This window comes from Tamilnaduibacter salinus, assembly GCF_003096655.1.
GTDB lineage: Bacteria > Pseudomonadota > Gammaproteobacteria > Pseudomonadales > Oleiphilaceae > Tamilnaduibacter > Tamilnaduibacter salinus.
Genome location: NZ_QEKQ01000006.1, coordinates 38,205 through 62,777, shown reverse-complemented (window position 1 = coordinate 62,777; position 24,573 = coordinate 38,205). Strand labels below are relative to the sequence as shown.

Annotated in this window: 22 protein-coding genes; 11 read left to right on the top strand and 11 right to left on the bottom strand. The window is 62.0% G+C overall.

The genetic code is table 11. The annotated features are described in order from the left end of the window. Positions 1-112: 112 nt before the first annotated feature. Complete coding sequence (locus C8D92_RS09965; RefSeq protein ID WP_116919287.1) at positions 113-1,180, bottom strand: ArsR/SmtB family transcription factor; 1,068 nt, start codon at positions 1,178-1,180, stop codon at positions 113-115. Between the two features lie 216 nt (positions 1,181-1,396). Here C8D92_RS09965 and tkt point away from each other — a divergent pair, with 216 nt between their 5' ends. The 6 genes from tkt to C8D92_RS09935 all read left to right on the top strand — a co-directional run bounded on the left by tkt (position 1,397) and on the right by C8D92_RS09935 (position 8,259). Further along, a complete protein-coding gene (gene tkt / locus C8D92_RS09960) occupies positions 1,397-3,397 on the top strand; it encodes a transketolase (RefSeq protein WP_116919286.1) in 2,001 nt (666 codons plus the stop codon). Next, on the top strand, positions 3,398-4,408 hold the full coding sequence (locus C8D92_RS09955) for a type I glyceraldehyde-3-phosphate dehydrogenase (RefSeq protein ID WP_116919285.1): 1,011 nt from the start codon (positions 3,398-3,400) through the stop codon (positions 4,406-4,408). Positions 4,409-4,522: 114 nt separating this feature from the next. Continuing rightward, on the top strand, positions 4,523-5,683 hold the full coding sequence (locus tag C8D92_RS09950; RefSeq protein ID WP_116919284.1) for a phosphoglycerate kinase: 1,161 nt from the start codon (positions 4,523-4,525) through the stop codon (positions 5,681-5,683). A 23-nt stretch (positions 5,684-5,706) separates the two neighbouring features. Then, entirely contained in the window at positions 5,707-6,771 is a 1,065-nt protein-coding gene (gene fba / locus C8D92_RS09945) for a class II fructose-bisphosphate aldolase (RefSeq protein ID WP_095611162.1), read from the top strand. 172 nt (positions 6,772-6,943) lie between these two features. After that, the gene (locus C8D92_RS09940; RefSeq protein WP_095611182.1) at positions 6,944-7,918 is read left to right on the top strand and encodes a DnaJ C-terminal domain-containing protein; all 975 of its coding nucleotides are present in this window, start codon (positions 6,944-6,946) and stop codon (positions 7,916-7,918) included. Further along, positions 7,915-8,259: a chaperone modulator CbpM gene (locus C8D92_RS09935; RefSeq protein WP_116919283.1), complete on the top strand. Its 345-nt coding sequence runs from the start codon at positions 7,915-7,917 to the stop codon at positions 8,257-8,259. The genes C8D92_RS09940 and C8D92_RS09935 overlap by 4 nt, the downstream gene beginning before the upstream one ends. Here C8D92_RS09935 and C8D92_RS09930 read toward each other — a convergent pair. After that, positions 8,256-9,221: an NAD(P)H-dependent flavin oxidoreductase gene (locus C8D92_RS09930; protein ID WP_116919282.1), complete on the bottom strand. Its 966-nt coding sequence runs from the start codon at positions 9,219-9,221 to the stop codon at positions 8,256-8,258. The genes C8D92_RS09935 and C8D92_RS09930 overlap by 4 nt on opposite strands. A 162-nt stretch (positions 9,222-9,383) precedes the next feature. On the opposite strand from C8D92_RS09930, the gene C8D92_RS09925 reads away from it, so the two are divergent. Further along, entirely contained in the window at positions 9,384-10,112 is a 729-nt protein-coding gene (locus tag C8D92_RS09925; protein WP_207775159.1) for a DsbA family protein, read from the top strand. Positions 10,113-10,259: 147 nt separating this feature from the next. Further along, positions 10,260-11,243: an oxygen-dependent tRNA uridine(34) hydroxylase TrhO gene (gene trhO, locus C8D92_RS09920; protein WP_095611157.1), complete on the top strand. Its 984-nt coding sequence runs from the start codon at positions 10,260-10,262 to the stop codon at positions 11,241-11,243. A 116-nt stretch (positions 11,244-11,359) separates the two neighbouring features. Here trhO and C8D92_RS09915 read toward each other — a convergent pair whose 3' ends face one another. The 5 genes from C8D92_RS09915 to C8D92_RS09895 all read right to left on the bottom strand — a co-directional run bounded on the left by C8D92_RS09915 (position 11,360) and on the right by C8D92_RS09895 (position 17,585). Beyond that, positions 11,360-12,304 carry a YbgA family protein gene (locus C8D92_RS09915; protein WP_095611156.1) on the bottom strand — a complete coding sequence of 315 codons (945 nt, stop codon included), beginning with the start codon at positions 12,302-12,304 and terminating at the stop codon, positions 11,360-11,362. A 68-nt stretch (positions 12,305-12,372) separates the two neighbouring features. Beyond that, a complete protein-coding gene (locus C8D92_RS09910) occupies positions 12,373-14,616 on the bottom strand; it encodes a glycosyltransferase (protein ID WP_116919281.1) in 2,244 nt (747 codons plus the stop codon). Beyond that, the gene (locus tag C8D92_RS09905; protein ID WP_116919280.1) at positions 14,613-15,665 is read right to left on the bottom strand and encodes a lysylphosphatidylglycerol synthase transmembrane domain-containing protein; all 1,053 of its coding nucleotides are present in this window, start codon (positions 15,663-15,665) and stop codon (positions 14,613-14,615) included. The genes C8D92_RS09910 and C8D92_RS09905 overlap by 4 nt, the downstream gene beginning before the upstream one ends. A 97-nt stretch (positions 15,666-15,762) precedes the next feature. Continuing rightward, entirely contained in the window at positions 15,763-16,761 is a 999-nt protein-coding gene (locus tag C8D92_RS09900; protein WP_116919279.1) for a DUF6160 family protein, read from the bottom strand. Between the two features lie 161 nt (positions 16,762-16,922). Continuing rightward, a complete protein-coding gene (locus tag C8D92_RS09895; protein WP_095611152.1) occupies positions 16,923-17,585 on the bottom strand; it encodes a GntR family transcriptional regulator in 663 nt (220 codons plus the stop codon). Between the two features lie 188 nt (positions 17,586-17,773). Between C8D92_RS09895 and gloA the strand changes: the two genes are divergently transcribed. Next, complete coding sequence (gene gloA / locus C8D92_RS09890) at positions 17,774-18,322, top strand: lactoylglutathione lyase (RefSeq protein ID WP_116919278.1); 549 nt, start codon at positions 17,774-17,776, stop codon at positions 18,320-18,322. Positions 18,323-18,377: 55 nt separating this feature from the next. On the opposite strand, the gene C8D92_RS09885 is transcribed toward gloA, so the two are convergent. After that, the gene (locus tag C8D92_RS09885) at positions 18,378-18,683 is read right to left on the bottom strand and encodes a ComEA family DNA-binding protein (RefSeq protein WP_116919277.1); all 306 of its coding nucleotides are present in this window, start codon (positions 18,681-18,683) and stop codon (positions 18,378-18,380) included. Positions 18,684-19,172: 489 nt separating this feature from the next. On the opposite strand from C8D92_RS09885, the gene C8D92_RS09880 reads away from it, so the two are divergent. Together C8D92_RS09880 and C8D92_RS09875 are read left to right on the top strand one after the other, a co-directional pair. Next, complete coding sequence (locus tag C8D92_RS09880; RefSeq protein ID WP_116919276.1) at positions 19,173-19,724, top strand: isochorismatase family protein; 552 nt, start codon at positions 19,173-19,175, stop codon at positions 19,722-19,724. Between the two features lie 49 nt (positions 19,725-19,773). Next, entirely contained in the window at positions 19,774-21,117 is a 1,344-nt protein-coding gene (locus C8D92_RS09875; RefSeq protein WP_116919275.1) for a nicotinate phosphoribosyltransferase, read from the top strand. Between the two features lies 1 nt (position 21,118). Here C8D92_RS09875 and C8D92_RS09870 read toward each other — a convergent pair whose 3' ends face one another. The 3 genes from C8D92_RS09870 to C8D92_RS09860 all read right to left on the bottom strand — a co-directional run bounded on the left by C8D92_RS09870 (position 21,119) and on the right by C8D92_RS09860 (position 24,530). After that, positions 21,119-21,382, bottom strand: a complete 264-nt coding sequence (locus C8D92_RS09870; protein WP_243402419.1) for an ACT domain-containing protein — start codon at positions 21,380-21,382, stop codon at positions 21,119-21,121. Beyond that, complete coding sequence (gene ilvG / locus C8D92_RS09865; RefSeq protein WP_116919274.1) at positions 21,379-23,079, bottom strand: acetolactate synthase 2 catalytic subunit; 1,701 nt, start codon at positions 23,077-23,079, stop codon at positions 21,379-21,381. The genes C8D92_RS09870 and ilvG overlap by 4 nt, the downstream gene beginning before the upstream one ends. 287 nt (positions 23,080-23,366) lie before the next feature. Further along, positions 23,367-24,530: a GNAT family N-acetyltransferase gene (locus tag C8D92_RS09860; protein ID WP_095611146.1), complete on the bottom strand. Its 1,164-nt coding sequence runs from the start codon at positions 24,528-24,530 to the stop codon at positions 23,367-23,369. Positions 24,531-24,573 lie beyond the last annotated feature (43 nt).

The window sequence follows — 24,573 nt, the reverse complement described above, 5'->3', positions numbered from 1 at the left end:
GCAATATGCGCGTCTAAAAATGACTGGGAACCTCTGAAAAAGTCCCTGCTACGGCGAATTTCTTCGTTACGCGATGGGCGTGCGCGCCCTCGGTCAAAAGCTCACCTACCAGTCAGGTATGCCTCGCTTTCTGCGCTCCGTGCGCCTCGAACTTCACCGCATCAGAAACTTTTTCAGAGGTTCCCTGGGTAGCGGTGTGTGACGGCTTCCGGAACTCACGGACCTGAATCTGGAAGCCATTACGTAAACCGATAAACAGTGTCTCACCGGCATCGAGGCCGGCATCGCCGGCCCACGCTGTCAGTTCCTCCGGCTCGAACCCGAGCCAGAGATCACCGCAGGCGTTGCGGGCCCAGTTCTGGTCGTGGCGACACAGATCGCTGACGATCAGGGTGCCGCCGCCTGCCAGCAAACGGGCACTGTCTGACAGGATGGCCGCCGGGCTGGCCACGTGGTGCAGCACCATGTTGGCAACGATGAGATCGTACGACGTGGTCGCGTCCGGTGCCAGCGCATCCGTTGAGCCGAGCACAAAGTCCACATTGTCCAGTCCGGCCTGTCGGCAGCTTTCCTCGCTGCGCGACAGCATGTCCGAGGAATTGTCGAGTGCGGTCACCGATGTACACAGTTCACTGAGCGTGTCAAGAAAGGCGCCCTCCCCGGGGCCGATCTCCAGGGCCCGTTGCCAGCCCGTCCGGTCGGGATGGTCCCGCAACAGTCGCGTCACCGGACCGGCATACCGATCAAAAGCGGCGATCAGTTCCTGCTGCTCTCGAAACTGATCTGCATGCCGGGCAAAAAACGCCTGGGACTGATCCGCACGTTGTTTGCGGATGGCGTCGATCCGGTCCCGCCGCTCCTTCGCCAACGGCATCCGGTCGACGAGCTCAAACACCTGCCGCACTGCCGCGCCACTGGTGCTGTCATCCCGGCCGTGAAGCGGGCGGCGGTAGAAAATGGCGTTGCCTTCGCGCTGGGCCTCAAGCAGCCCGGCCCGGCTGAGGACTTTCAAGTGATGACTCATACCGGACTGGCGCATGTCGAAAATGTGGCTCAGCTCCAGTACGCCGAACGTGTCCCGCTCCAGAACCCGCAGAATTTCCAGACGCAACGGATCACCGCTGGCCTTGAACACGGGGGCCAGAGAGTTGAGTCGTGTGTCCGGTGCATTCTGGGTCATGGCACTCGAGTGTATGCCGGTGCCTGTTGGGTTTCAAGAGCAATATCAAAAAAAATTGATATAGAGTTTTAGGGTTGTGGAATGTCCCTGATCGGGCGCCATGGCGCGATGCATCGGCAAGGGGCATTTGCTCCGCCAGCCCGAAATCGGCGAAAATGTCGGCTTTTCCAAACTGGCTTCGCCGCTCAAATTCTGAACACCTCCGGGAGAGACTGAATGCCCTCGCGAAACGATCTTGCCAACGCCATCCGCGCGCTCAGTATGGATGCCGTCCAGAAAGCCAAGTCCGGTCACCCGGGCGCCCCGATGGGCATGGCTGATATCGCGGAAGTGCTCTGGAATGACTACCTGAAGCACAATCCGGTGGACCCGTCCTGGCCGGACCGGGATCGCTTCATTCTGTCCAACGGTCACGGCTCCATGCTGCAGTACTCGCTGCTGCACCTGAGTGGCTACGATCTGGGCATTGAGGACATCAAGCAGTTTCGCCAGCTGCACAGCCGCACCCCGGGGCATCCGGAGTATGGTTATACGCCGGGCGTTGAGACCACCACCGGCCCGCTGGGTCAGGGGATTGCCAACGCCGTCGGTTTTGCCGCCGCTGAAAAGACCCTGGCGGCCCAGTTCAACCGCGATGGTCATGAAATCGTGGACCACTACACCTATGCGTTCCTCGGCGATGGCTGCCTGATGGAGGGCATCTCCCACGAAGTGGCGTCTCTTGCCGGCACGCTGGGGCTGGGCAAGCTGATCTTCTTCTATGACGACAACGGCATTTCCATCGACGGTGACGTGGACGGCTGGTTTACCGATGACACGCCGGGGCGCTTCCGGGCCTACAACTGGCAGGTCATTGCGGATGTGGACGGCCACGATCCGGCGGCCATTCGCGATGCGATCGAACAGGCCCGGGGCAATACCGAACAGCCCACGCTGATCTGCTGCAAGACCGTGATTGGTTTTGGCGCGCCCAACAAGCAGGGCAGCGAGAGTGTGCACGGCGCCGCGCTTGGTGACGATGAAGTGGCGGCGACGCGCGAAAACATTGGTTGGCCCCACGCGCCGTTCGAGGTGCCGGACGAGATCTACGCTGGTTGGGACGCCCGCGAGAAGGGGCAGGCCGCTCAGCGTCAGTGGCAGGACCGGTTCGAAGCCTATCGCCAGGCGCACCCGGAGCTGGCTGCCGAATTTGAGCGCCGCATGAAGGGCTTGCTGCCGGCGGATTTCTCCGAACGGGCCGATGCCTTCATCAAGGAAACCCAGGCCAACGGCGAGAAGATTGCCAGCCGCAAAGCGTCCCTGAAGACCCTGAATGCCTATGGCCCGATGTTGCCGGAGCTGCTGGGCGGCTCCGCCGACCTGGCCGGCTCCAACCTCACGATCTGGGACGGTGCCAAAGGCCTCACAGCCGAAGACGCCAGTGGCAACTACATCTACTACGGCGTGCGTGAGTTTGGCATGACCGCGATGATGAACGGCATCGCGCTCCATGGTGGCTTTGCCCCGTACGGTGCCACCTTCCTGATTTTCATGGACTACGCCCGCAACGCCACCCGTATGGCGGCGCTGATGAAACAGCGGTCCATTCTCGTCTATACCCACGACTCCATTGGTCTGGGCGAAGACGGCCCGACACACCAGCCGATCGAGCAGCTCACTACGCTGCGTGCGACTCCCAACATGAGTGTCTGGCGCCCGGCGGATGATGTGGAGTCGGCCGTTGCCTGGAAGGCGGCGCTGGAGCGCCACCACGGGCCGACCTCACTGGTGTTCTCACGTCAGGGCCTGCCCCATCAGGACCGGACCGAGCAGCAGCTTGCCAACATCAAGCGCGGCGGCTACATCCTGTCCGACAGCGATGGCCACCCGGACCTGATCCTGATTGCAACGGGCGGCGAATTGCCGATCACCATGGAAGCCGCCGAGACCCTGCGCGCTCAGGGGCACAAGGTGCGGGTCGTGTCCATGCCGTCCACGGATGTGTTTGACGACCAGGATGCCGCGTACCGGCAGTCGGTCCTGCCGATGGACGTGCTCAACCGGGTGGCGGTCGAAGCGGCGGCGGACACCTTCTGGTACCGCTATGTCGGCATCGACGGTCGCGTCGTCGGCATGCGGACCTTTGGTGAATCCGCTCCGGGCGGTGACCTGTTCGAGCACTTTGGCTTCACTGCCGATCATGTGGTGACGGTCGCCTCCGAACTGCTGGATCAGTAAATGGCGCATCGACTGGCGATCAACGGCTACGGTCGGATCGGGCAGTGTGTCCTGCGAGCGCTCTACGAGAATGGCTACCGCGATGATATGCAGGTGGTGGCCATCAATGAGCTGTCGGACCTGGACACCATTGCCCACCTGACCCGCTACGATTCCACCCACGGTCGCTTTCAGGGCGAGATCCAGGTGGAAGAGGGCGGGCTGCGGGTCTGCGGAGACCGGATTGATGTCTTCCGGGAGCGCGACGCCGCAACGCTGCCGTGGGACGAGCTGGGCATCGATCTGGTGCTGGAGTGCTCCGGCGCATTCCGGGATCGGGCGTCGGCCGAGCAGCATCTCTCGGCCGGTGCCCGCCGGTTGCTGTTCTCGCAGCCGGGCGAACCGGCCAACGACCGTACCATTGTCTACGGCGTCAATGAGGACACCCTCCAGGCCGATGATCGCATTGTCTCCAACGCCTCCTGTACGACAAACTGCATTGTGCCGGTGATTCAGGCGCTGGATGAGGCACTGGGCGTGGAACATGGCTCGACGACGACGATTCACGCCGCCATGAACGATCAGCCGGTGATCGACGCCTATCACCACCAGGACCTGCGCCGGACCCGCAGTGCCCTGCAGAATATCGTGCCGGTGGACACGGGGCTGGCCCGGGGTATCGAACGATTGCTGCCCCACATGAAAGACCGGTTCAGCGCCGTCGCCATGCGGGTGCCGACCACCAACGTCTCGGCCATCGACATGACGGTACGGGTCAGCGAACCGACGGATGTCGCCTCGGTGAATGGCCTGCTGAAAGCAACGGCGGACCGTCTGCCCGGCATCGTCGGCTACACCGATGAACTGCTGGCCAGTGTCGACTTCAATCACGACCCGCATTCGACCATCGTCGATGGCGGTCAGACCCGCGTGACCGGCGGGCAATTGGTGAAGGTGCTTTGCTGGTTCGACAACGAGTGGGGGTTTGCGAACCGGATGCTGGACGCGTCGAAGGTATGGCTGGAGCGATAGCTAAAGGGTCTGAAGGTTTTAAAGTTTGAAGGTCTGAAGGAAGTGGCGGGCGCTTCGACTTTAAAACTTTCAGACTCTCTGACTTTTAAACCCATTAAACAACGGAACCTGACTATGGCCATCAAACGAATGACCGATCTGGATCTGGTCGGCAAGCGTGTGTTGATCCGCGAGGATCTGAACGTACCGGTCAAAGACGGCAGGGTGACCAGTGATGCGCGCATCCGTGCCTCGCTGCCGACCATCAAGGCAGCGCGGGATGCTGGCGCCAAGGTGTTGCTGATGTCCCACCGTGGGCGCCCGACCGAGGGCGAGTACGATGAAGAGTCGTCCATGAAACCGGTGGCCGAGCATCTCAGCGAGCTGCTTGGCGGGACGGTGCGTCTTGAGAAACACTATCTCGAGGGCGTCGAGCTGGCCGATGGCGAGGTCGTTCTGTGCGAGAACGTGCGCTTCAACAAGGGCGAAAAGAAGGATGACGAGGCGTTGGCGAAACAGTACGCCAACCTCTGCGATGTCTACGTGATGGACGCCTTCGGAACCGCACACCGGGCCCAGGCCTCCACCCATGGCGTTGCCCGTTTCGCGCCGGAAGCCTGCGCCGGGCCGCTGCTTGCCGGCGAGTTGGAGGCGCTCGAGAAAGCGCTGGAAAAACCGGAAAAGCCGCTGGTGGCCATCGTCGGTGGATCGAAAGTTTCCACCAAACTGGATGTGCTCAACGCCCTGTCCGGGATCTGTGACCAGTTGATCGTGGGCGGCGGTATTGCCAACACCTTCCTGGCGGCTGCCGGTCACCCTGTCGGCAACTCGCTGTGCGAACACGACCTTCTTGACACCGCCCGCGACATTGCCAGCCGTGTAAACATCCCGCTGCCGGAAGACGTGATCGTGGCCTCTGATGTGTCGGAGTCAGCCGAGGCGGTGACCAAGTTCATCGATGAGGTCACCGACGGCGACATGATTCTCGACGTTGGCCCGAAAACGGCGGCGACGTTTGGCGACCTGCTGCGCTCGGCGAAAACCATCCTCTGGAACGGCCCGGTCGGCGTGTTCGAGATCGACCAGTTCGGTAGCGGCACCAAAGCGCTGGCGGAGGCGATTGCTGACAGTGACGGTTTCTCACTGGCTGGCGGGGGCGACACGGTTGCGGCCGTCGACAAGTACGGCGTGAGTGACCGGATTTCCTACATCTCAACCGGCGGTGGCGCGTTCCTCGAGTTTGTCGAAGGCAAGACGCTGCCCGCCGTCGCTGCGCTGGAAGCCCGCGGCGCCTGATTCATTCTTAAAGGAGACCTCTCATGGCACTCATTTCACTGCGCCAGCTGCTCGATCACGCGGCCGAGCACGATTACGGCGTTCCCGCGTTCAACGTGAACAATGTCGAGCAGATGCGGGCCATCATGCAGGCGGCGGACAAGACCGACTCGCCGGTGATTGTCCAGGCGTCGGCCGGCGCCCGTAAGTACGCCGGTGCGCCGTTCCTGCGCCACCTGATCCAGGCCGCGACCGAAGAATGGCCGCACATTCCGGTAGTCATGCACCAGGACCACGGCACCAGCCCGGCGGTCTGCCAGCGTTCCATCCAGCTCGGTTTCAGTTCCGTGATGATGGACGGCTCACTGGGCGAAGATGGCAAAACGCCCGCCAGCTACGACTACAACGTGGACGTCACCCGCCGGACCGTCGACATTGCCCACGCCTGCGGCGTGTCGGTGGAAGGCGAGCTGGGTTGCCTCGGATCGCTGGAATCCGGCGAAGCCGGTGAAGAAGACGGCGTTGGTGCGGCGGGCAAGCTCAGCCACGACCAGATGCTGACCGATCCGGAAGAGGCGGCCGATTTCGTCAAGCAGACGCACGTGGATGCCCTCGCCATCGCCATCGGTACCAGTCACGGCGCCTACAAGTTCACCCGTCCGCCCACGGGCGACATTCTCGCCATCGAGCAGATCAAGGCGATTCACGAGCGCATTCCGGACACGCATCTGGTGATGCACGGCTCCAGCTCGGTGCCGCAGGAGTGGCTCGACATCATCAACGAATACGGTGGCGAGATTCCGGAAACCTACGGTGTTCCCGTTGAGGAAATCGTCGAAGGCATCCGGCACGGCGTCCGCAAGGTCAACGTCGACACCGACCTGCGTCTGGCGTCCACGGGCGCGATTCGCCGCTTCCTGGCGAAGAACCCGGCGGAATTTGACCCGCGCAAATACCTGAAGGAATCCATTGCCGCCATGAGTGAGATCTGTGTGGCGCGCTACGAAGCCTTCGGTACGGCCGGTAACGCCAGCAAGATCCGGCCGATCGGGCTGGAAGCTATGTACCAGCGCTACGACAACGGCGAGCTGGACCCCAAGGTCAACTGATCGCCTGCGGCCGGGACGGCTTGTCCCGGCCGTTTTTCCCGCCTTTCTTTCCGTCGTCCCGCCACACCCCTTGTATTGCGTGTTTACGACCTTATTGGTTGTCATTAGGAGACGCCGTCAAAAACGGTACACACTCGCTTGAAGTGGATCGAGCGCATTCATGGGGGAGTCCATGGAATTCAAGGATTACTATCAGGTCCTCGGGGTGGATGAAAACGCCTCGCCCGAGGAGATCAAGAAAGCCTATCGCAAGCTGGCGCGCAGGTACCATCCGGACGTCAGTCAGGAGGAGGGCGCCGCTGACCGGTTCAAGGAAGTCGGCGAAGCGTACGAAGTGCTGAAAGATCCGGAAAAGCGCGCGGAATACGACCAGATCCGTCAGTACGGCGCCCAGCATGGTGGCCAGTACGAACCGCCGCCCGGCTGGGAGAGCGCGTCATCCTTCGGTGGTGGCGGGTTTACGGACGCCGATTCAGCGCAGTTCAGTGATTTCTTCGAGTCCATTTTCGGGGGCGGTCGTCGAACCGGTGGGTTTGGTGGCTTCGGACAATCCATGCGCATGCGGGGTGAGGATGTTCATGCCCGGCTGGCCTTGTTGTTGGAGGAAGCCTACGAGGGCTGTCAGAAGACTCTCCGGTTCGAGGTGACCGAGCCGGACGACCAGGGCGTGCCCCGGCGCCGCAACAAGAGCCTGAAAGTGACGATCCCGGCCGGCATGCGCCAAGGCCAGTCCCTGCGACTGAAGGGGCAGGGCTCGCCGGGCTTCGGCGGCGGCGACCCGGGCGATCTCTTCATCGAAGTGGATCTGGCGCCCCATCCGTTGTTCACGGTCGAGGATCGCCACTTGCTGATGACCCTGCCGGTGGCGCCGTGGGAGGCCGCGCTGGGCACGTCGGTGGAAGTGCCGGCCCTTGGTGGCCGACTGCGACTGAAAGTGCCCAAGGGGGCGACGGGTGGCCAGAAGTTACGACTGAAAGGCAAAGGTATGCCCGGCAAGCCGCCCGGCGACCTCATCGTCACGTTGCAGGTCGCGATGCCGAAGCAGCATTCGGAACGGGCCGAGGCACTCTATCGGGAGCTGTCGGAAGTCGAGCAGTCCTTTGATCCACGACGTCACCTGCACGGCGCCAGGGAGGCCGCATCATGAGACGCGAGCAGACAACATGGCAGGTTGAAGTCCTCGGCGACCGGGCGGTTTTCACACTCCGGGAGCTGTGCGAGCGCTCCGACGTTCACGCCGAGTTTGTGGTCAAGCTGGTCAACTACGGGGTGATTGCGCCGGTGGAAGAGGGGCAACTCGGCGACTGGCGTTTTGATGCCGTCGCACTGACCCGGCTGCAGAAAGCCCGTCGACTTCAGCGCGACCTGAAGCTGAACGTCCCTGGCCTGGCGGTATCGCTGGACCTGCTGGACGACGTCCGGTCCCTGCGTCAGGAGGTCAATCGCCTGCACCAGCAGCTCCGGCAGATGACCGGGGAGGATTTTTAGGGAGCCAGTCGGGCCTGGGCGGTCCGGTACTCGTCCTTCAACTGGTCGACCAGCGTTTTGACGGGCAGAACATCGTGAATACGGCTGACGCCCTGGCCGGCGGACCAGACGGTTTTCCAGGCCTTGGCCTCATCGTCCATGGGCTTGAGTTTCTGGCCATAGTCGATGTTGCCGGCCTCATTGAGGCGGTCCATCGGATAACCGGCGGCCTCCAGGCTCTGGCGCATGAAGTTGGCCGGCACGCCGGACACGGCAGGCGTATGGATGATGTCATCCGAGACGGCCTCCAGAATCATGTTCCGGTAGGCCGCGTCCGCCTGGGATTCTTCGGTGTTGATAAAACGCGTGCCCATGTAGGCCAAATCGGCGCCCATGGCCTGAGCGGCCAGCACATCGCTGCCCCGTGAGAGGCAACCGGCCAGAATGATGGTGCCGTCGAATACGTCGCGGATTTCCTCCACCAGCACAAACGGGTTGGTCGTGCCGGCGTGGCCACCGGCGCCGGCGGTGACTGCAATGATGCCGTCCACTCCTGCCTCTGCCGCCTTGCGGGCGTGCTTATGGTTGGTGACGTCGTGAAACACCAGGCCGCCGTAGCTGTGAACCGCCTCGACGACTCGGCTTGCCGCGCCGAGTGAGGTGATCACGATCGGCACTTTGTGCGTCACGCACAGTTCCAGATCCGCTTCCCAGCGTGGGTTGGTCCGGTGGACGATCAGGTTCACCGCGTACGGCGCGACCGTGCGCTCCGGCTGTGCCTGTTTCGTCTCGTCGAGTCCGTTGTTCATCCGGATCAGCCACTGCTCAAAGCCGTCACTGGTGCGCTCATTGAGCGCCGGAAAGCTTCCGACGATGCCTTGTCGGCAGCAGGCCAGCGCCATTTCCGGGCCGGAGATCAGGAACATGGGGGCGGCAATGACCGGAATGTCGAGCTGATTCCGGAGCGTCTTCGGTAGCGGCATGGAAACTCCTACAGTCCATCAACAGGCCTTTGAAACAATACGGAAATTTCGTTGGCAGGGGAACCTTCCCCTGCGGACCGGTCGAAACGCATCAGTACGCTATGATGGCGGGTGCTATTGGCTGCATTACAGCGTTCGTTCAGATAACAAAGGAGGTGTCTCTTGGGTGAGGCAAAACGACGTCAGGCGAAAGGTCAGGGTCCGACCCGGTCCGGATCCGGTAAAGGCTGGGGCATCGGGCTGCTTGTGCTCGGTGTGGTCATTGTGGTCGGCTCCGGTCTCTGGTGGCTGATGCAACCACCGGAACCCACGTCCACGGCGTTACCGGATGTCAGTGACGACACGCCGGCGTTTCCGGCCGCGCGCGATGAGGTGGGTGTCTCAATCGGCGATCCGGAGGCCCCCGTGGTCGTCCGGGAATTCGCGGATTACCAGTGCCCCGCCTGCGCCCGGTTCGCCCCGGCCACCCATGAGCTGCGTGAGCAGTATGTGGAGAGTGGGCAGGTCCGGTTTGTTTTCTTCGATCTGCCTCTGCGTATGCACGACAACGCGCGTCCGGCGGCGATGGCCGCTCGCTGTGCCGGTGATCAGTCGGCCTATTGGCCCATGCATGAGCGCCTGTTCGAGCAGCAGGGCGAGTGGGACACCAATGCCGATCCCCAGGGCACCTTTACACGCTATGCCGGCGAGATGGGGCTTGATGAGCGTCGCTTCCGTCGCTGCATGGAGACACGGCTCCATGCGGAAACCATCGATGAGAGTGTTGGGCTGGCACGCCAGCTTCAGGTGTCGAGCACACCGACGGTCTACGTCGACAACATTCCGTTGAGTCGGCCGGGCTGGTCCCAGCTCCAGGCGGTTGTGGAACGCGAACTGAATGACAGGAACTGAATGAGAAGCAACGCCATTCCCTGACTTTCGTTTGTTACGGGCGTTGGTTAAACTCTGCGCTCTTTTCGGGGCGGCGGCTCAGGTCCCCGTCCCGTCGGACACACACCTTGCTCCGGATTGACGATCCGGCCCGCAGGAGACAAAACGATGAATGAGATCGTGGTATGCGCGCTGTACCGGTTTACGGCGCTGGACGACTTTGAACAGCTGCGACAGCCGCTGCTGGATCGGATGCAGGAGAACGGCGTGCGCGGCACCCTGCTGCTCGCCCATGAAGGCATCAACGGTACCATTGCCGGTTCCCGCGAGGGTATTGATGCCATCCAGCAATGGCTCGCCCGGGATGCCCGGTTTGACGGTATCGACTACAAGGAATCGCTGGCGGATATTCAGCCCTTCAAGCGCACCAAGGTGAAGCTCAAGAAAGAGATCGTGACCATGGGCGTCGAGGACATCGATCCGAACCATTCTGCCGGCACGTACGTCGAACCAGACGAGTGGAATCGGCTTCTTGCCGATCCGGAAGTGCTCGTCATCGACACCCGCAATCAGTACGAAGTCGAAGTCGGCACCTTCGAGAACGCGGTGAACCCGTCCACGGACACCTTTCGGGAATTCCCGGAGTACGTGGATCAGGCTCTGGACCCGAACCAGCACCGCAAGGTCGCCATGTTCTGCACCGGCGGTATCCGCTGCGAGAAGTCCACCGCGCTGCTGCGTGAGAAGGGCTTTGACGAGGTCTATCACCTCAGGGGCGGCATCCTGAATTATCTGGAGCATGTTCCCGAGTCTGAAAGCCGCTGGCGGGGCGAGTGCTTTGTGTTCGATGATCGGGTCACGGTCAATCACCGGCTGGAGCGGGGTGGCTACGACCAGTGCCACGCCTGTCGTCGCCCGATTACCGAGGACGACAAAGGGCGGCCGGAGTACGAGCAGGGTGTGAGTTGCCATCAGTGTGTGGACGAACACTCGCCGGAGCAGAAAGCCCGCTTTGCCGAGCGGGAGAAGCAGATCCGCCTGGCGCGGGAGCGGGGCGAGGTCCACGTCGGCGGGGACGCCGGCGCTGTCATCGAAGCCCGCAAGGCTGAGAAGCGGCGGGAGCGCCGCCGGCAGGCCGAGCGGGCATCCTGACTGGGAGTCTGTTGGATCGAACGTCGCTTCTGTAGCACCGGAAACAGCGCCACCGGGTTTGGATTCAGGGTGGACCCGATCCGATGGCCGTCCAAAATACGTCGTGCTTCTGGTGATCAGACCTGGTTGCGCAATCCCAGCTCGTCCGGGTACGGCGTGAGGTACTGCTGTTTCTCCAGGTAGTCGACCGGTTCGCGGCGCTGGGCCATGCGCAGCAGCGTCATCGGGACGACCAGGGGCACTTCCTCGCGGCGGTAGGCTTCAATCTGTTCCATCAGCATCTGCCGGTCCGCGTCCGACAACGCATCGCGCAGGAAGCCCATCATGTGCTGCATGACGTTCACGTGGGCGCCGGGCTTGATCTTCTGGCTCATGGCGGCCATGAACTCGCGGATGTACTCGTCGGCGATGTCCTCCAGCGGTGCGGATTTCAGGTCACCGATCATCGGGCCCAACCGGCGATAGGTCGGCTCGTCGTGGGCCAGTAACTGAAACTTGTGCCGGGTGTGGAAGTCCACGAGCCCGCCGCGGGTCAGGCCGTTTTCCCGCAGGGTCATCCAGTCGTCGTAGGCGTAAACCCGCTCGATGAAGTTCTCCCGAAGCCGGGCGTCATTCAGGCGGCCTTCCTCCTCGACCGGCATATCCGGAAACGCCTGGATCAGGGCGTCGGCAAACAGGCCGCGGCCGTCCCGGGCAATGACGTTGCCCTCCGGGTTATGCACCTTGATTCGTTCCATGCCACAACTGGGCGACTTGGCCATCAGGATGTAGCCGCGCAGGTGCGCCAGCTCGGGCATGATGCCGGTGATCCAGTCACGCATCCGCTGGGTGTGGTCGGTCCCGTTCTTCGTTTCCGTCAGACGCAGACCATCGTCGTACTGGCGCAGATGGATGGTCGGGCGGGGAACGCCTAGGCCGGCTTCCAGTTCCGGGCAGACCGACTTGAAGGAAAAATGCTTCGCCAGAATGCCGGTACAGAACCGGGAATGCTTGTGACCGCCATCATGGCGGACTTGGGCGCCCAGAAGACAGGCGCTGATGCCGACGGGTATTTCGCTCATTTGATGTCCTCGGGGGTCGTGGTGCTGGTCAAGGCCTGTCAATACTTGCCTGACGCGTCTCACCCTATTTACGAATCGTGGTCTGAATCCGTTTTCTTCTTGTGGAAATCCGCGAGTACTTCAGCATAGATACCGTGCACATCCCGCGCAAAGTGGTCCACCGAGAAGTCTTTCGAGAACGACAGCGCGTTTGCCGACAGCGTCTGATGCAGCGGCTCGTCCGACATCAATCGCAGTGCCGAGTCCCGCCATGGACCAATCTTCTCCGGTGTCTTGAAGCCGTTATAGCCGTCACGCACCACATCATCGATACCGCTGGAGCGCACGGCCACCACCGGCAGACCGGCCGCCATAGCCTCCAGGATGACCATGCCCTGAGTCTCGGACTTTGAGGCGAACAGGAATGAGTCGCCCAGTGAGTAGTACACGGGCATCCGGTCCGGTGGTACGGCACCGACGAGCGTGAAGCAGCCCTCAATCCCTTTGTCGCGGATACGCTCGGCCAGCCGGGCGTGTTCGTGTCCCTCGCCAATCATCAGGAAGCGGAACCGATGGTCGGTCTTTTCCCGAAGGCTGGCGATGGCATCGATCATGAAATCAATGTTCTTCTCGGTCGACAGACGGGACACGCTGACAAATACATGTTCATCGCCGATACCCAGTTCCTGCCGGAGCGATTCCACCGCCGAATGGGAAACCGCCCGGAACCGGTCGTACTCGATGCCGGTCGGCTGAACGAACGTCAGGCTCTTGACCCCGATCATGCGCAGGTATTCCTCGGCCGAATAGGTCGGCACAATGACCCCGTCGCAGCGATTGGCGAAGCGCTTGATCAGGGCATGGGAAATCAGATTCCGGAACAGCCGGCCCGGCAGGGGGACAAAGTGCGCGTAGTGTTCCAGCCGGGTGTGATAGGTGTAGACGACCGGTACCCGCATGATCTTTGCGATCCACAACCCCAGTGACCCGAGCCAGAAGGGGTGATGCACGTGGATCAGGTCTGGATTGACGTCCTTGATCTGCCGACGAATGCGACGCAGAAAAATATTGGCCAGTCGGAACTCGCGATTCTCGCCCATGGCGAGGATGGAGGGGACCCGTATCACGTCCGGCTCCTCCTCCGGCTGCGGCTGGTCACGGTATCGCGGTGCGACGATCCGGACCTTGTCTCCGGCCTGTTTCAGACCGCGGTGCAGCCGGTCAATCGACAACGGCACACCGCCAATGAACGGCAGATAGTTATTGGTGAACTGGGCGATGCGCAGGGTCCGTTGCTGCCAGGGCGAGGGGTCCAGATCAAAGTCCGGGTAATAATCGCGGTCAACGAAAACCAGCGCGTGAAGCCGGATCGCGAGGGCGATAAAGAAACACAGAATCAGGATGAAGTTCAGATAGCCCACGAAGAACAGGGAGTGGACAAAGAACCACAGGCTCTCAAGCGTTTTCAGAATCGGTTGCTGGCCAATGTCGAGTTTGTGCAGCTCAAGCCCGATGTCTTCCGGGGTTACGGTGACGGTCAGGTAGTGATAGAAGCTCGTGTCGTTGTTCATGACCAGGCCGCCGCCACCCCCGGTGGTGATGTACCGTACCCCGTTCACCGTCTGGCTGTCGTAAAGGGGCAGGTTCGCGGAGAAAACGACGTCCACCTGGTGAGCTTCGAACTGCTCGATCAGTGCCTGGCGGAACGCGTCCGGCTTGAGATCGTTGTCCTCGTAGTCGAAGAGGGGGTCGGCGTCCGGTTTGCGTAGTGGGTGTCCGAGGAACACGAACGTATGTTTGCTGGTGTCGCTGCGCAGCAGGTCGCCGAGCCAGCGCAGCTGCCAGCGGTAGGGTGTCTTGCCGGTTGAGTCGAGAAAGATCAGGCGGCTGTTGGCCACCTGCACCGTCCAGAAATGCGGTCCGAAGTGCTTGTAGAACCGGAAGCTGCCGAAGTTGCTGAATTCGTTGTCACCGAAGGTCAGCAGATAGGGCATGTCCAGATAGCCGAGTGACCCGTGGATAGCCCGGTACTTGTCTTCTCCACCGCTGCTCACCGCATTGCCGGGGGAGACGACGAACGCCGGGTCAGTCGAATTGAGCATGGGGACAATGCGGCGTTCAAACACCCCGATTGAGTTGTTGATGTTCCCGACAACGGCGAACCGGAACGATGTTTTGCCCTCCAAAGCGCTGTGCAGGCGCTCCACCTGTTCCGCGTGCACCGCCTCGAACTCCGGCTCGAAGAAATTCAGGTAGACCTTGTAGCCCAGCAGGCCAGCAACCGCGAGCAGGCAGAGGTAGTAAAGCGCTTTCAGGGACCGGCGCTGGATCATGAGCGTCCTCGTCGGGTCACTTCAAACTGGGTAACGATCAGGCCAATCAGCATGCCCAGGTAGATGGTCAGGAACCGCCAGGCCACAGTCACGAGCACCAGGTGCGTCGAGCCGAGCAGGGGGCTGAAAAAGCTGCCAAAGACCCCCTCGGAGATACCGGAGGCGCCGGGGGTGGGGGCGAAATACATGATGAAGGTGGTCACGAACAGCAGACCCAGCACGGTCACGTAGTCCACCGAATAACCGAGCGCCCACATCAACAGTGCCGGGAAACTGAACAGGCTGATCAGGAACACCAGCGTCAAGGCGATTGAGAGTAGTACGAAACGCCAGTCGCCCCTGAGATACGTCGAGAAACTGCGGGCGAAGCGCAGCAGTTCGCGCCGAAGCTTGAATTGCCAGCGATGCGCGCGGGCGTCGCTGATCAGGTGCAGCCGATGCAGGCCATTGACCACGGCGGTCAGTAACGGCGAAAGCCATCGGGTCCGGAACAACACCACCAGAAAGAAGGCCAGATACAGCAATATCAGCAGCGCAAGCAGCCCGGACAGCCTGTCGACGACCGGGCGACCCTGCAGGGCATCCAGCCACAGCAGACAGACGGGCGTGACCGAAAAAATGAACAGGATGGCCAGTATCGTCCGGATGGTGGTGGCGGCGGTCGCGGTACCGATGGGCACGCCACGTTTGTGCAGGTACCAGATCTGTGCAAAACCGCCACCGGTGGCCAATGGCGTCACGTTGGAAAAGAAAATATTGATGAACACCAGCCGGAATATCGGCCGGAAGGCCAGATGGTGACCGAGGGCTCGCAGCGTGAAGTGCAGGCGCAGGCCGTCTGCCAGGAAATAGACCAACAGCAGCCCCAGCGCGGCCAGTAGAGTCTCCGGGGCGAGCAGACGCTCGTCAAAGCGGACGTCCCGGCCCGCAAACCGGTCGTAGATTGCCCAGGTGCCCAGGCCACTCAGCAGAAGGAACAGGGAAAGAAAACCGGCCAGCCGTCTGGCCGAGGTGTCCGGCTGTTGAGACACATCAGGGTAATGGGCCATGGGCCACTCCGCAGTCAAAGCGGCAGCAGTTTACTGTGACCCATGGGGGCGAGGGCAAGTGATCTGGCGTTCTGGTAATAATGTTGGCCGGAATCGCCTATTGATGCCCGTAGACGACAGCGTTGGTGTTCTTGATCACAAAGTCGGTGAACTGGACCGAACCGATGCTGGTCCCGCCAATCTTGAATGTGGGCATGTCGATGTCGGCGCGGAATTCCACATCATGCAGGGAGAGCCCCTCCTTCCCGGTCGCCGCACTGATGCCCCGTGCGACGTTGGCCTGGGCGTAGGCCATGCCAAAGTGACCGGTGGTGTCCTGGCCCCGGCGGTTGTGAATCTGCATGCCCTCAATGCGAACACCGGCGAAGTTGAACAGCAGGATTACGTCGGCGGCATCCCAGTTCAGAGAGCCCTGATCAACATCAAAGTGCGTGCTGAACTGCAGCTCCGACTCGCCCACCTGCGTTCCGTTGGCCAACGTGCGGGTGCCGTTCCCATTGTTGGTGATCACCAGATCCGTCGGGCCGATGTTGCCCTGCAGATTGATGTCGGAAAACATCGAGGCACTGCCTTCGGAGCCGTTGGTGTTGATGCCATCGATCGTCAGCCCGAAGTCGACCGCGTTCAGGTAGTCGTCGATGGACGTGACGTCGCCACTGTCGGTCGGACCGATGTGGATCGCCACGTCGCCACTCCCGTACTGGCGACCATAGGTCCCCCCCTGATCGTAACGGCTGATCACATCCGCAACGTCCGGATCATTGGCGTCGATGAGCCCCTGACCGCCCCGGCGGGCCAGTTCCGAGAAGCCATGGGTCAGCACCTCGCCGTCACCGGCAATGTCGATGGTGGCCTTGAGATTATCAAGTGGGGAGCCGTCCGGGTCGGAGAGGGTGAGGTTGTCAATACCGATGGTCCCCTCATCGGTCCAACTGATTCGATCGACGTCGATGCGGCTCTGGAGTTCGATGGTGACGCCTGACTGACCGGTCACCTCGCTCATGACCGAGTCATTCAGTGCCCGAATGTCCGCGATGGCTGGTGCATGCACCAGGCTCAGTGTGATGGCGAGGCCCGTTACCCGAAGCGGTCTCATGTCTTCGATCCCTGTCAGCTGTTGTTGTTATCGGTTTGTTGAGTCGCGGCAACCGGTACCGTCTCCGATGGTTACATACCGTTACGTTACGGGCGGGGTAACCTGTCGTCTGTGATGAGGGTCACGCCAGGGGAAGGTGAGGGCGAAGGCGTGTCAGCAGGTCACTTGTTGTCGAGTGCGTGGATAATCAGTGTCTTCTGGTGTTCCGCAAACTGCACAATCTGGCGCTCGGCCTCGTCCTTGTCGCGCCGCAGCACCGCCTGGGTCAGTTGGGTGAAGAACGCACTGGTGCGGTCCAGATCCTGCCGGTAGCGATCAGCGCTGAAGTAGAAGGTACGACTGACCGCCGGCTTGAAATTGGACAGGGCCTCCGTCAGATACGGGTTGTTCACCACGTCGCAACTGATGTCCATAACGCCGAAGCTGGCCTGGACCACGGCGCTGATGTCGGGGGTCGTGTTGCGGAGCGTATCGGTCACGGAACGGATGCGCGCCAGAAGTAATTCGCGATCTTGCTCTTCCCAGCGCTCACACAGCCGCCGTGCGAGCATAATCAGCAGGTGCATGTAGACATCATAGAGCTCGGAGGCATGGTGGGCGTCCATAACGGTGGCCGTGGCGCCCTTGCGGGGGGTGATGTCCACCAGATGCCAGCGCTCCAGCGTGTACAGCGCTTCCTTTACCGAAGCCCGGCTGACATCCAGATCACTGGCAATGGTCGCTTCATGCACGCGGGCACCGGGGGCGATGTCGCCGGTCATGATGCGGTCGGCCAGATAGTTGGCGATTTGTTCTGCCAGTGTGTTCGGGGCCTGGAATTCCATGAGTGATCCACTCCGTCAAAGACGACGGGAGTCTACCACAGCGCTTCCGCACGTCGGGATGGTGTGGCGCACGGGCCCGCCTTGAAATGAGGGGATTCATCCCAACGTCGTGCCATAGTTGAGCGGCGCACTGACTGTCGCTCGATATCGTGATGTCATCACCCACCCCACGTCACAGGAGCCTGTTCATGACTCGCCACTTTGAGGACGCCCCCGGTCTTTGCGAGGATGCCGATCCCGCGACGGAAGGGTACGTGTTCAATCAGACCATGATGCGCATCAAGGACCCGGAGCGCAGCCTGGACTTCTACACCCGCGTGATGGGGATGCGGCTGGTCCGTAAGCTCGAATTCCCGGAGATGCAGTTCACGCTCTACTTTCTGGCGTACCTCGACGATCGTCAGGCGCAAAGTGTGCCTTCGGACGACGGGCATCGAACGATGTTCACGTTTGGTCGCGAGGCGATGTTGGAGCTGACGCATAACTGGGGGACGGAGAACGACGAATCGTTTGCCTACCACAATGGCAATGATGAGCCGCAGGGGTTTGGCCATATTGGCGTGGCCGTGCCGGATGTCTATCAGGCGGCTGAGCGGTTTGAATCGCTTGGCGTGCCGTTCGTCAAGCGACCGGATGACGGGAAGATGAAGGGACTGGCGTTCATCCAAGACCCTGATGGCTACTGGATTGAGATCCTTCAGCCGGACATGCTCGAACGCCAGCGCAAAGGCGAGTGAACCACGGAATGGATCAGGAGAAGGCCCGCACCCCACGGTGGCGGGCCTTTCTCTTTTATTGGGCGACCATGCCCGCCTGATTGGCGTCCACGGTTTTCGGGCCGATACCCGTAACGTTGGTCAGCTCCTGGGCGGACGCAAAGGGGCCGTTCTCCTCACGGAAGGACACAATCGCTTCTGCTTTGACGCTACCGACGCCGTCCAGGTGTTCGGCCAGTGTGGCCGCGTCGGCCGTATTGATGTTGATGGCCTCAGTGGCGGTTGTGTCGTCGGCCGCGGACCCGGATGCGGCCTCGTTGGCCATCGCAGGCGCGGTGCCGAGAGCCAGTACGATCAGCATGGCGCGGATCAGTGATGTCATGAGTGATCTCCTGTGTTGTCTTTCCTTGATGGATGGCTCAGGAGTGACGGACTGCTGCGATCCGAAGGGCTCAGTGCGTGTGCGGGGCAAAAAAAGAGGGCATGTGAAACACATGCCCTGCCGGGGGAAGTCACGGAAAGCGGGTAAACGTCTCCCTGTTCACCCGATCCGTGGCTTTTGCCTGGTCCATCAGGCGCTCATGTCCCTATCGAGCCCGGTCCGTCGAGCCATCGTCCCTGAGTGCCAGATTCCTTCTGGCGCGGCCCATTCCCTGTGGCCGTTATCGCTTCCTGCGATTGCCTCCCTGCTGATGATCAGTGTACGGATCGTCAGGCTCAGCCCAATCCGAGACTGCCCCTCTGGCCTGTAGGAAAAAGCTTACGTTCGTGTAATCCGCGTGGCTTCGGCGTGTGTGTCGGTTGCCGGGGTGAATGACACCGGATTACCGGCGTATCATGAAAGACACATCCGGTTAAAAGGAGGTGGCGCATGAGTGCAACACCGAAAACCGCGTTGTTACTGGTGGATGTTCAGTATGATTTCTGCGAGGGAGGCAGTCTGTCTGTACCCGACAGTCAGGCGGTCTTTCCAGCCATCAACCGGCTGATTGCCGAGGCCGAGGAAGCCCGCGAGCCGATTATTGCATACAGGGATTGGCATCCGGTCGATCACTGCAGCTTTGAGTCCTGGGGTGGCCCCTGGCCGGTGCACTGTATTCAGGACAGCCACGGTGCCGCCTTCCACGAGGAGATGGATCTGCCGGACGATGCCGTGCGCGTCAGCAAGGGCACGTCCTTTGATCAGGACAATTATTCCGCCTTTGATGGCACCGGGCTGTCCGGCTACCTCCGACGGCTGGGCGTGGAACAGGTACGCATCGCTGGTCTGGCGCTGGATGTCTGCGTGCAGGCCACCGTCGATGACGCCCTGGGCGAAGGGTTTGGCGTGGAACTGGTTGCGGACGCCACACGCGCGGTCGAGCCAGAGGCGACCAACAGGGTTCTCGGCACACTGAAAGATGCAGGTGCACGGATCGTGTGAGTATCCTCACCGGGACGATTCCGACCATGAACTGGCTCAGGGAGCGTGCATGATTGGCGAGCAGGACCTGTCTCTGACGGTGGATCTCTACGAACTGGCCATGGCGCAGGCCTATCAGGCCGAGTCCATGAACGGCACGGCGGCGTTCAGCCTGTTCTTTCGCACCCTGCCGAGGAACCGCAATGTCATGCTGGCCTGTGGTCAGACGGAGGTTGTCCGGCTGATCGAGGGGCTACGGTTTTCCGACGACCAGCTCCGCCGGCTGGCGACGCTGGAGCGCTTCCAGCCCTGGTTTCTGGACTGGCTGGCCCGGTTCCGGTTCAGTGGCACCATCCATGCGCTTGCGGAAGGCACGCCTGTGTTCCCACAGGAGCCCATCCTCGAAATCGAGGGCCCAATCGCCGAGGCCCAGCTTCTGGAAAGCCTCGTTATGAACTACATCCACCTCGAAACGGTAATGGCGTCCAAGGCGCTGAGACTCAAGCAGACCGCGGCCGGTCGACCGGTGATCGATTTCGGCATGCGGCGGATGCATGGGCTGGATGCGGCCTGGCGGGGCGTGCGGGCATTCCGGCTGGCGGGGCTGGACGGCACCAGCCACGTTCAGGCCGGGCTGGACTTCAACATGCCCGTCCGCGGCACCATGGCCCACAGCTTCGTTCAGGCGCACGATGACGAGATGGCGGCGTTCCGGGCCTACGCCCACCTGTATCCCGGCACCACGCTGCTGGTTGATACCTACGACACAGAGCGTGCCGTTGCGGACCTGATCCGATGGATGACGGCCTGTCCGGACGTCGACATCGGCGCGATTCGTCTGGATTCCGGCGACCTCGGCACCGATGCCCGCCAATGTCGGAAAGCACTGGATGCCGCAGGCTTTCGTCATGTGCGTATTCTCGCCAGCGGCGGCCTGGATGAGGACCGGATTCACCGGCTTCTGTCGGAAAGGGCGCCGCTGGATGGTTTCGGCGTCGGGACGGCACTCGGTGCAGCGAGCGATGCGCCTTCGCTGGAACTGGCCTACAAGCTGACCGAGTACGATGGTCAGCCCCGGCTCAAAAACTCCCCGGGCAAGGCGTCCTATCCGGGCCGGAAACAGGTCTGGCGTGAGAGTGACCGGCAGGGGCAGTACATCGGCGATGTTGTCACCGCCCGCGATGAATCCGCCCCCGGCCAGCCGTTGTTGTTGCCCGTGATGGTCGGTGGTGAGCGCCTGAGTGATGCCATCGTACCGTTCGAAAGCGCGGTTGCCGAGGCGCATCATCGCATCGCGCGCCTGCCGGAGGCTCTTCGGGGGCTGGCGCCAGCGAGCTATCCCGTCGCCATCAGTGACCGGCTGAGTGACCTTCGGCAAACCACTCTGACCCGTGTGAGTCCACCGATCAACTGAGTCAGGCCGTTTGCCGGGCGGATTCAGGAGGGGCGCAGGTCACCGATTCCACGGAAATCAGCTTCTCAAGCTGGGATTGCAGCATGGCCGGAGACCGTTGACCGGTGGCGGTAAACGCCAGTGTCAGCCGCCCGGCGTCACGCCCCATCGCCAAAGCCTCGAGCCGGAAACCCCGCACGCGCACCACCTGGCAGAGTCGTTCCATGGCCGCGGGTTCGTCCTGCATGATGCAGTGAAAGCGGTGTTGGTGGCCGAACTCAGTCATGCCAGGGTCTCCTTGTCAGCGTGGTGGTTGTGCGCATCCATCATGTCTCGGTTGGCCGCGCCGGGGCGGACGATGGGCCAGACGTTCTCCTGCCGGTCGATCGCCACATGCAGCAGCATCGGCCCATCGAAGGCGAGCAGGGCCTCAATACCGCGCCGCATCTGATCGGCGCGGCGAATGTGCAGGGCGGGGATGTCGAAGGCGCGCGCCAGCGCGGCGAAATCCGGGTTGTCGTCCAGATCGATCTGGCTTTCCCGGCTTTCGTAGAACAACTCCTGCTGCTGGCGCACCATGCCGAGACACTGGTTGTCCATCACGATGATCTTGACCGGCAGCCGGTAGCGGCGAATGGTGGCCAGTTCCTGCGCGTTCATCATGAACGACCCATCGCCGGTGACATTCACGACCGGCTGATCCGGGCGGGCAAACTGCGCGCCCATCGCGGCCGGCAGACCAAAGCCCATGGTACCGAGCCCGCCGCTGGTCAGGTGCCGGCGTGGGTGGTCGAAATCGTAATACTGGGCCACCCACATCTGGTGCTGGCCCACATCGCAGGCCACGGTGGCCTCGGGCGGCAGGGTTTCGGAGAGCTGGCGAACGAACGCCGGACCGGTGATCGGGGCCAGCGGCTCGTGGTTGGTGGCCGCCCGGAAGCCGGCGGTCTTGGCCCGGTCCCGGCAGTGCTGTCGCCAGTGCTCAATATTCAGCGGTCTGGCTTCGAGTGCATCGGCCAAGGCGTCGAGTGTCGGCGCCAGCGGCGCGTCCGAAGCCAGGTCCGCTGTCCGCAGCTTATGATGTTCCGCCCGGTCCGTATCCAGGTGGATTACCCCGGCATTCGGGGCGAACCCGTCCAGATGTCCGGTCGCGCGGTCATCAAGGCGTGCTCCGGCGACGAGCAGCAGGTCGCAGGCTTCCACCGCCTCATTGGCGGCGCGGGAACCGTGCATGCCCAGCATGCCCAGATTGTCCGGGCAGCCCCGGCCGGGGTTGCCGGTACCGTGGAGGGTCACAACGCCAGGGAGTCCGGAGGCCGAGGCGAACCGTCGGAATGCCGTTTCCGCCCCCGCCAGGCGAATGCCGCCGCCGCTATAGAGCAGGGGACGTTCCGCCTGCCGAAGCCGTGAGAGAATGCCGGAGACATCTGTCGGCGTCTGCTCTGCGTCGCCTGATGGGGCGTCGCCAGACGCTGTTGGCGTCGTAACGGGATTCAGCAGGACGTCTTTGGGCACATCAATCCAGACCGGGCCGGGGCGTCCGCTCTGGGCCAGCTCGAAGGCCTCGGCCATGACGTCGGGGATATCGTCCGGATTGGTGACCAGGTAGCTGTGTTTGACCACACCCAGCGCCATGCCCAGCACATCGGTTTCCTGGAAGGCGTCGGTGCCAATCATGCCGCTGGCCACCTGACCGGTGATGACGATCAGTGGAATCGAATCGCGATGGGCATCGGCGACGCCGGTCACCAGATTGGTGGCGCCGGGGCCGGAGGTGGCAATGCAGACGCCCGTCTGCCCGCTGGCCCGCGCGTAGCCACCGGCGGCCAGCGCGCAGGCCTGCTCGTGACGGCACAGCACATGCCGGACGTCACTCTCCACCAGTGCATCGTAGAGCGGCATGATGCAGCCGCCCGGGTAGCCGAAGACCGTGTCGATGCCGTGAGTCCGGAACGTCTCCAGAATATGCTGCGCGGCGTTCACTGTGATTCCTCCGTGTTTTGGTCAAAAACGTCTCGGTGAAAAAAACGGGTGCAAAAAAAAGCCCCCGGGACCTGTCGGTGCCGGGGGCTTCTCGTGTTCGGTGTCGTCGTCTTGTCAGTTCGATCGTCCGTCCACGCAGAAACCCCCGGATGGCACCACGACCACCAGGACAAGGTTCACAATGACGAGGACAAGACGGTTCAGCATGAAATCACGACGTTCTGTTCGGTTGATATGGGGTAAACAATAACCCGCGGATTCGGCCGGATCAAGGTGGGATTGTGTGATTACGGTTCCGTTTTCCGGAACGGCAACGCCTCCAGCGCGGCGTCCCGATACGCCAGCACATCCTCGGCTTCCTCCTCGGTGAATCGTTCCACTGCCTCCCGGAACCCCTCGTGCGCCACCCAGTGCCACGAACGGGTGATCACCGGCTCGAAGCCGCGTACCAGTTTGTGCTCGCCCTGGGCACCGGCGTCGAAGCCGGTCAGTCCTTTGTCGATGGCCAGGTCGATGCCCTGGTAGTAGCAGGTCTCGAAGTGGAGCTGGTCGTATTCCTCCAGGCAGCCCCAGTAACGTCCATACAGTGTGGTGTCGCCTGCCAGAAAGAGGGCCGCGGCGACGTACCGGTCGTCCCGGACGGCCATGACCACATGGAGCTGTTCGGGTTGATTGGCGCGTAGCGCCTGGAAGAAGGCCTGGTTGAGATAGGGCCGCTGCCCGCGCTTCAGGTAGGTGGCCGAGTAGAAGAGGTAGAACGCTTCCAACGCGTCGTCCGGCAGATCGTGACCGGAAAATCGCTGGAACGTGATGCCCTGCTCGGCGATCCGGCGCCGCTCCTTGCGGATGGATTTGCGTTTTCGGGATGTCAGCGTCGCAAGAAAGTCCTCGAAGGTGTCATAGCCATGGTTGAACCAGTGGAACTGGCAGCCGATGCGCCGCAGGCCGGTGTCACGCCCCAGTAACGGCTGATCCTCTGCGTTGGGGAAGAGCAGGTGCCAGGAGTGGCAGCCCAGCTCCTGTGCCACGTCGTTCAGGGCATCATGCAGGGCAGCCGGTTGTATGCGGCCACGTGCCTCCGGGCTCAGCAGCAGTCGCCGGCCAGTGGACGGGGTGAACGGCACGGCCATCAGCAGCTTGGGATAGTAGGGCAGCCCGTACCGCTGCCAGGCATCGGCCCAGGCCCAGTCAAAGACATACTCGCCCATCGAGTGGTACTTGCGGAACGCGGGGACCAGCCCCACCGCCTCGCCGTCCAGTTCCACAGAGAGATGCGCCGGTTCCCAGCCCGTTGCGCGCGTTGTGCAACCCGTGGTTTCCAGCGCGTGAAAGAACGCATGACGCAGGAATGGGTTGTCCCGACTGGCGAACCTGTCCCATTGCTCCGGCGGTATGTCGCAGGCCGAGCCAATGGGGATGAGTTGCAGCCGCGTGTGTGAAGGTCCTGTCATGACGCTCCGTCCGGACGATGAACTGGTACACTAGTGTCATTAC

Coding starts and splice junctions, on each gene's coding strand:
- C8D92_RS09965 (WP_116919287.1), bottom strand. CDS start 1,180: ATGACCCAGAATGCACCGGACACACGACTCAACTCTCTGGCCCCCGTG.
- tkt (WP_116919286.1), top strand. CDS start 1,397: ATGCCCTCGCGAAACGATCTTGCCAACGCCATCCGCGCGCTCAGTATG.
- C8D92_RS09955 (WP_116919285.1), top strand. CDS start 3,398: ATGGCGCATCGACTGGCGATCAACGGCTACGGTCGGATCGGGCAGTGT.
- C8D92_RS09950 (WP_116919284.1), top strand. CDS start 4,523: ATGGCCATCAAACGAATGACCGATCTGGATCTGGTCGGCAAGCGTGTG.
- fba (WP_095611162.1), top strand. CDS start 5,707: ATGGCACTCATTTCACTGCGCCAGCTGCTCGATCACGCGGCCGAGCAC.
- C8D92_RS09940 (WP_095611182.1), top strand. CDS start 6,944: ATGGAATTCAAGGATTACTATCAGGTCCTCGGGGTGGATGAAAACGCC.
- C8D92_RS09935 (WP_116919283.1), top strand. CDS start 7,915: ATGAGACGCGAGCAGACAACATGGCAGGTTGAAGTCCTCGGCGACCGG.
- C8D92_RS09930 (WP_116919282.1), bottom strand. CDS start 9,221: ATGCCGCTACCGAAGACGCTCCGGAATCAGCTCGACATTCCGGTCATT.
- trhO (WP_095611157.1), top strand. CDS start 10,260: ATGAATGAGATCGTGGTATGCGCGCTGTACCGGTTTACGGCGCTGGAC.
- C8D92_RS09915 (WP_095611156.1), bottom strand. CDS start 12,304: ATGAGCGAAATACCCGTCGGCATCAGCGCCTGTCTTCTGGGCGCCCAA.
- C8D92_RS09910 (WP_116919281.1), bottom strand. CDS start 14,616: ATGATCCAGCGCCGGTCCCTGAAAGCGCTTTACTACCTCTGCCTGCTC.
- C8D92_RS09905 (WP_116919280.1), bottom strand. CDS start 15,665: ATGGCCCATTACCCTGATGTGTCTCAACAGCCGGACACCTCGGCCAGA.
- C8D92_RS09900 (WP_116919279.1), bottom strand. CDS start 16,761: ATGAGACCGCTTCGGGTAACGGGCCTCGCCATCACACTGAGCCTGGTG.
- C8D92_RS09895 (WP_095611152.1), bottom strand. CDS start 17,585: ATGGAATTCCAGGCCCCGAACACACTGGCAGAACAAATCGCCAACTAT.
- gloA (WP_116919278.1), top strand. CDS start 17,774: ATGACTCGCCACTTTGAGGACGCCCCCGGTCTTTGCGAGGATGCCGAT.
- C8D92_RS09885 (WP_116919277.1), bottom strand. CDS start 18,683: ATGACATCACTGATCCGCGCCATGCTGATCGTACTGGCTCTCGGCACC.
- C8D92_RS09880 (WP_116919276.1), top strand. CDS start 19,173: ATGAGTGCAACACCGAAAACCGCGTTGTTACTGGTGGATGTTCAGTAT.
- C8D92_RS09875 (WP_116919275.1), top strand. CDS start 19,774: ATGATTGGCGAGCAGGACCTGTCTCTGACGGTGGATCTCTACGAACTG.
- C8D92_RS09870 (WP_243402419.1), bottom strand. CDS start 21,382: ATGACTGAGTTCGGCCACCAACACCGCTTTCACTGCATCATGCAGGAC.
- C8D92_RS09860 (WP_095611146.1), bottom strand. CDS start 24,530: ATGACAGGACCTTCACACACGCGGCTGCAACTCATCCCCATTGGCTCG.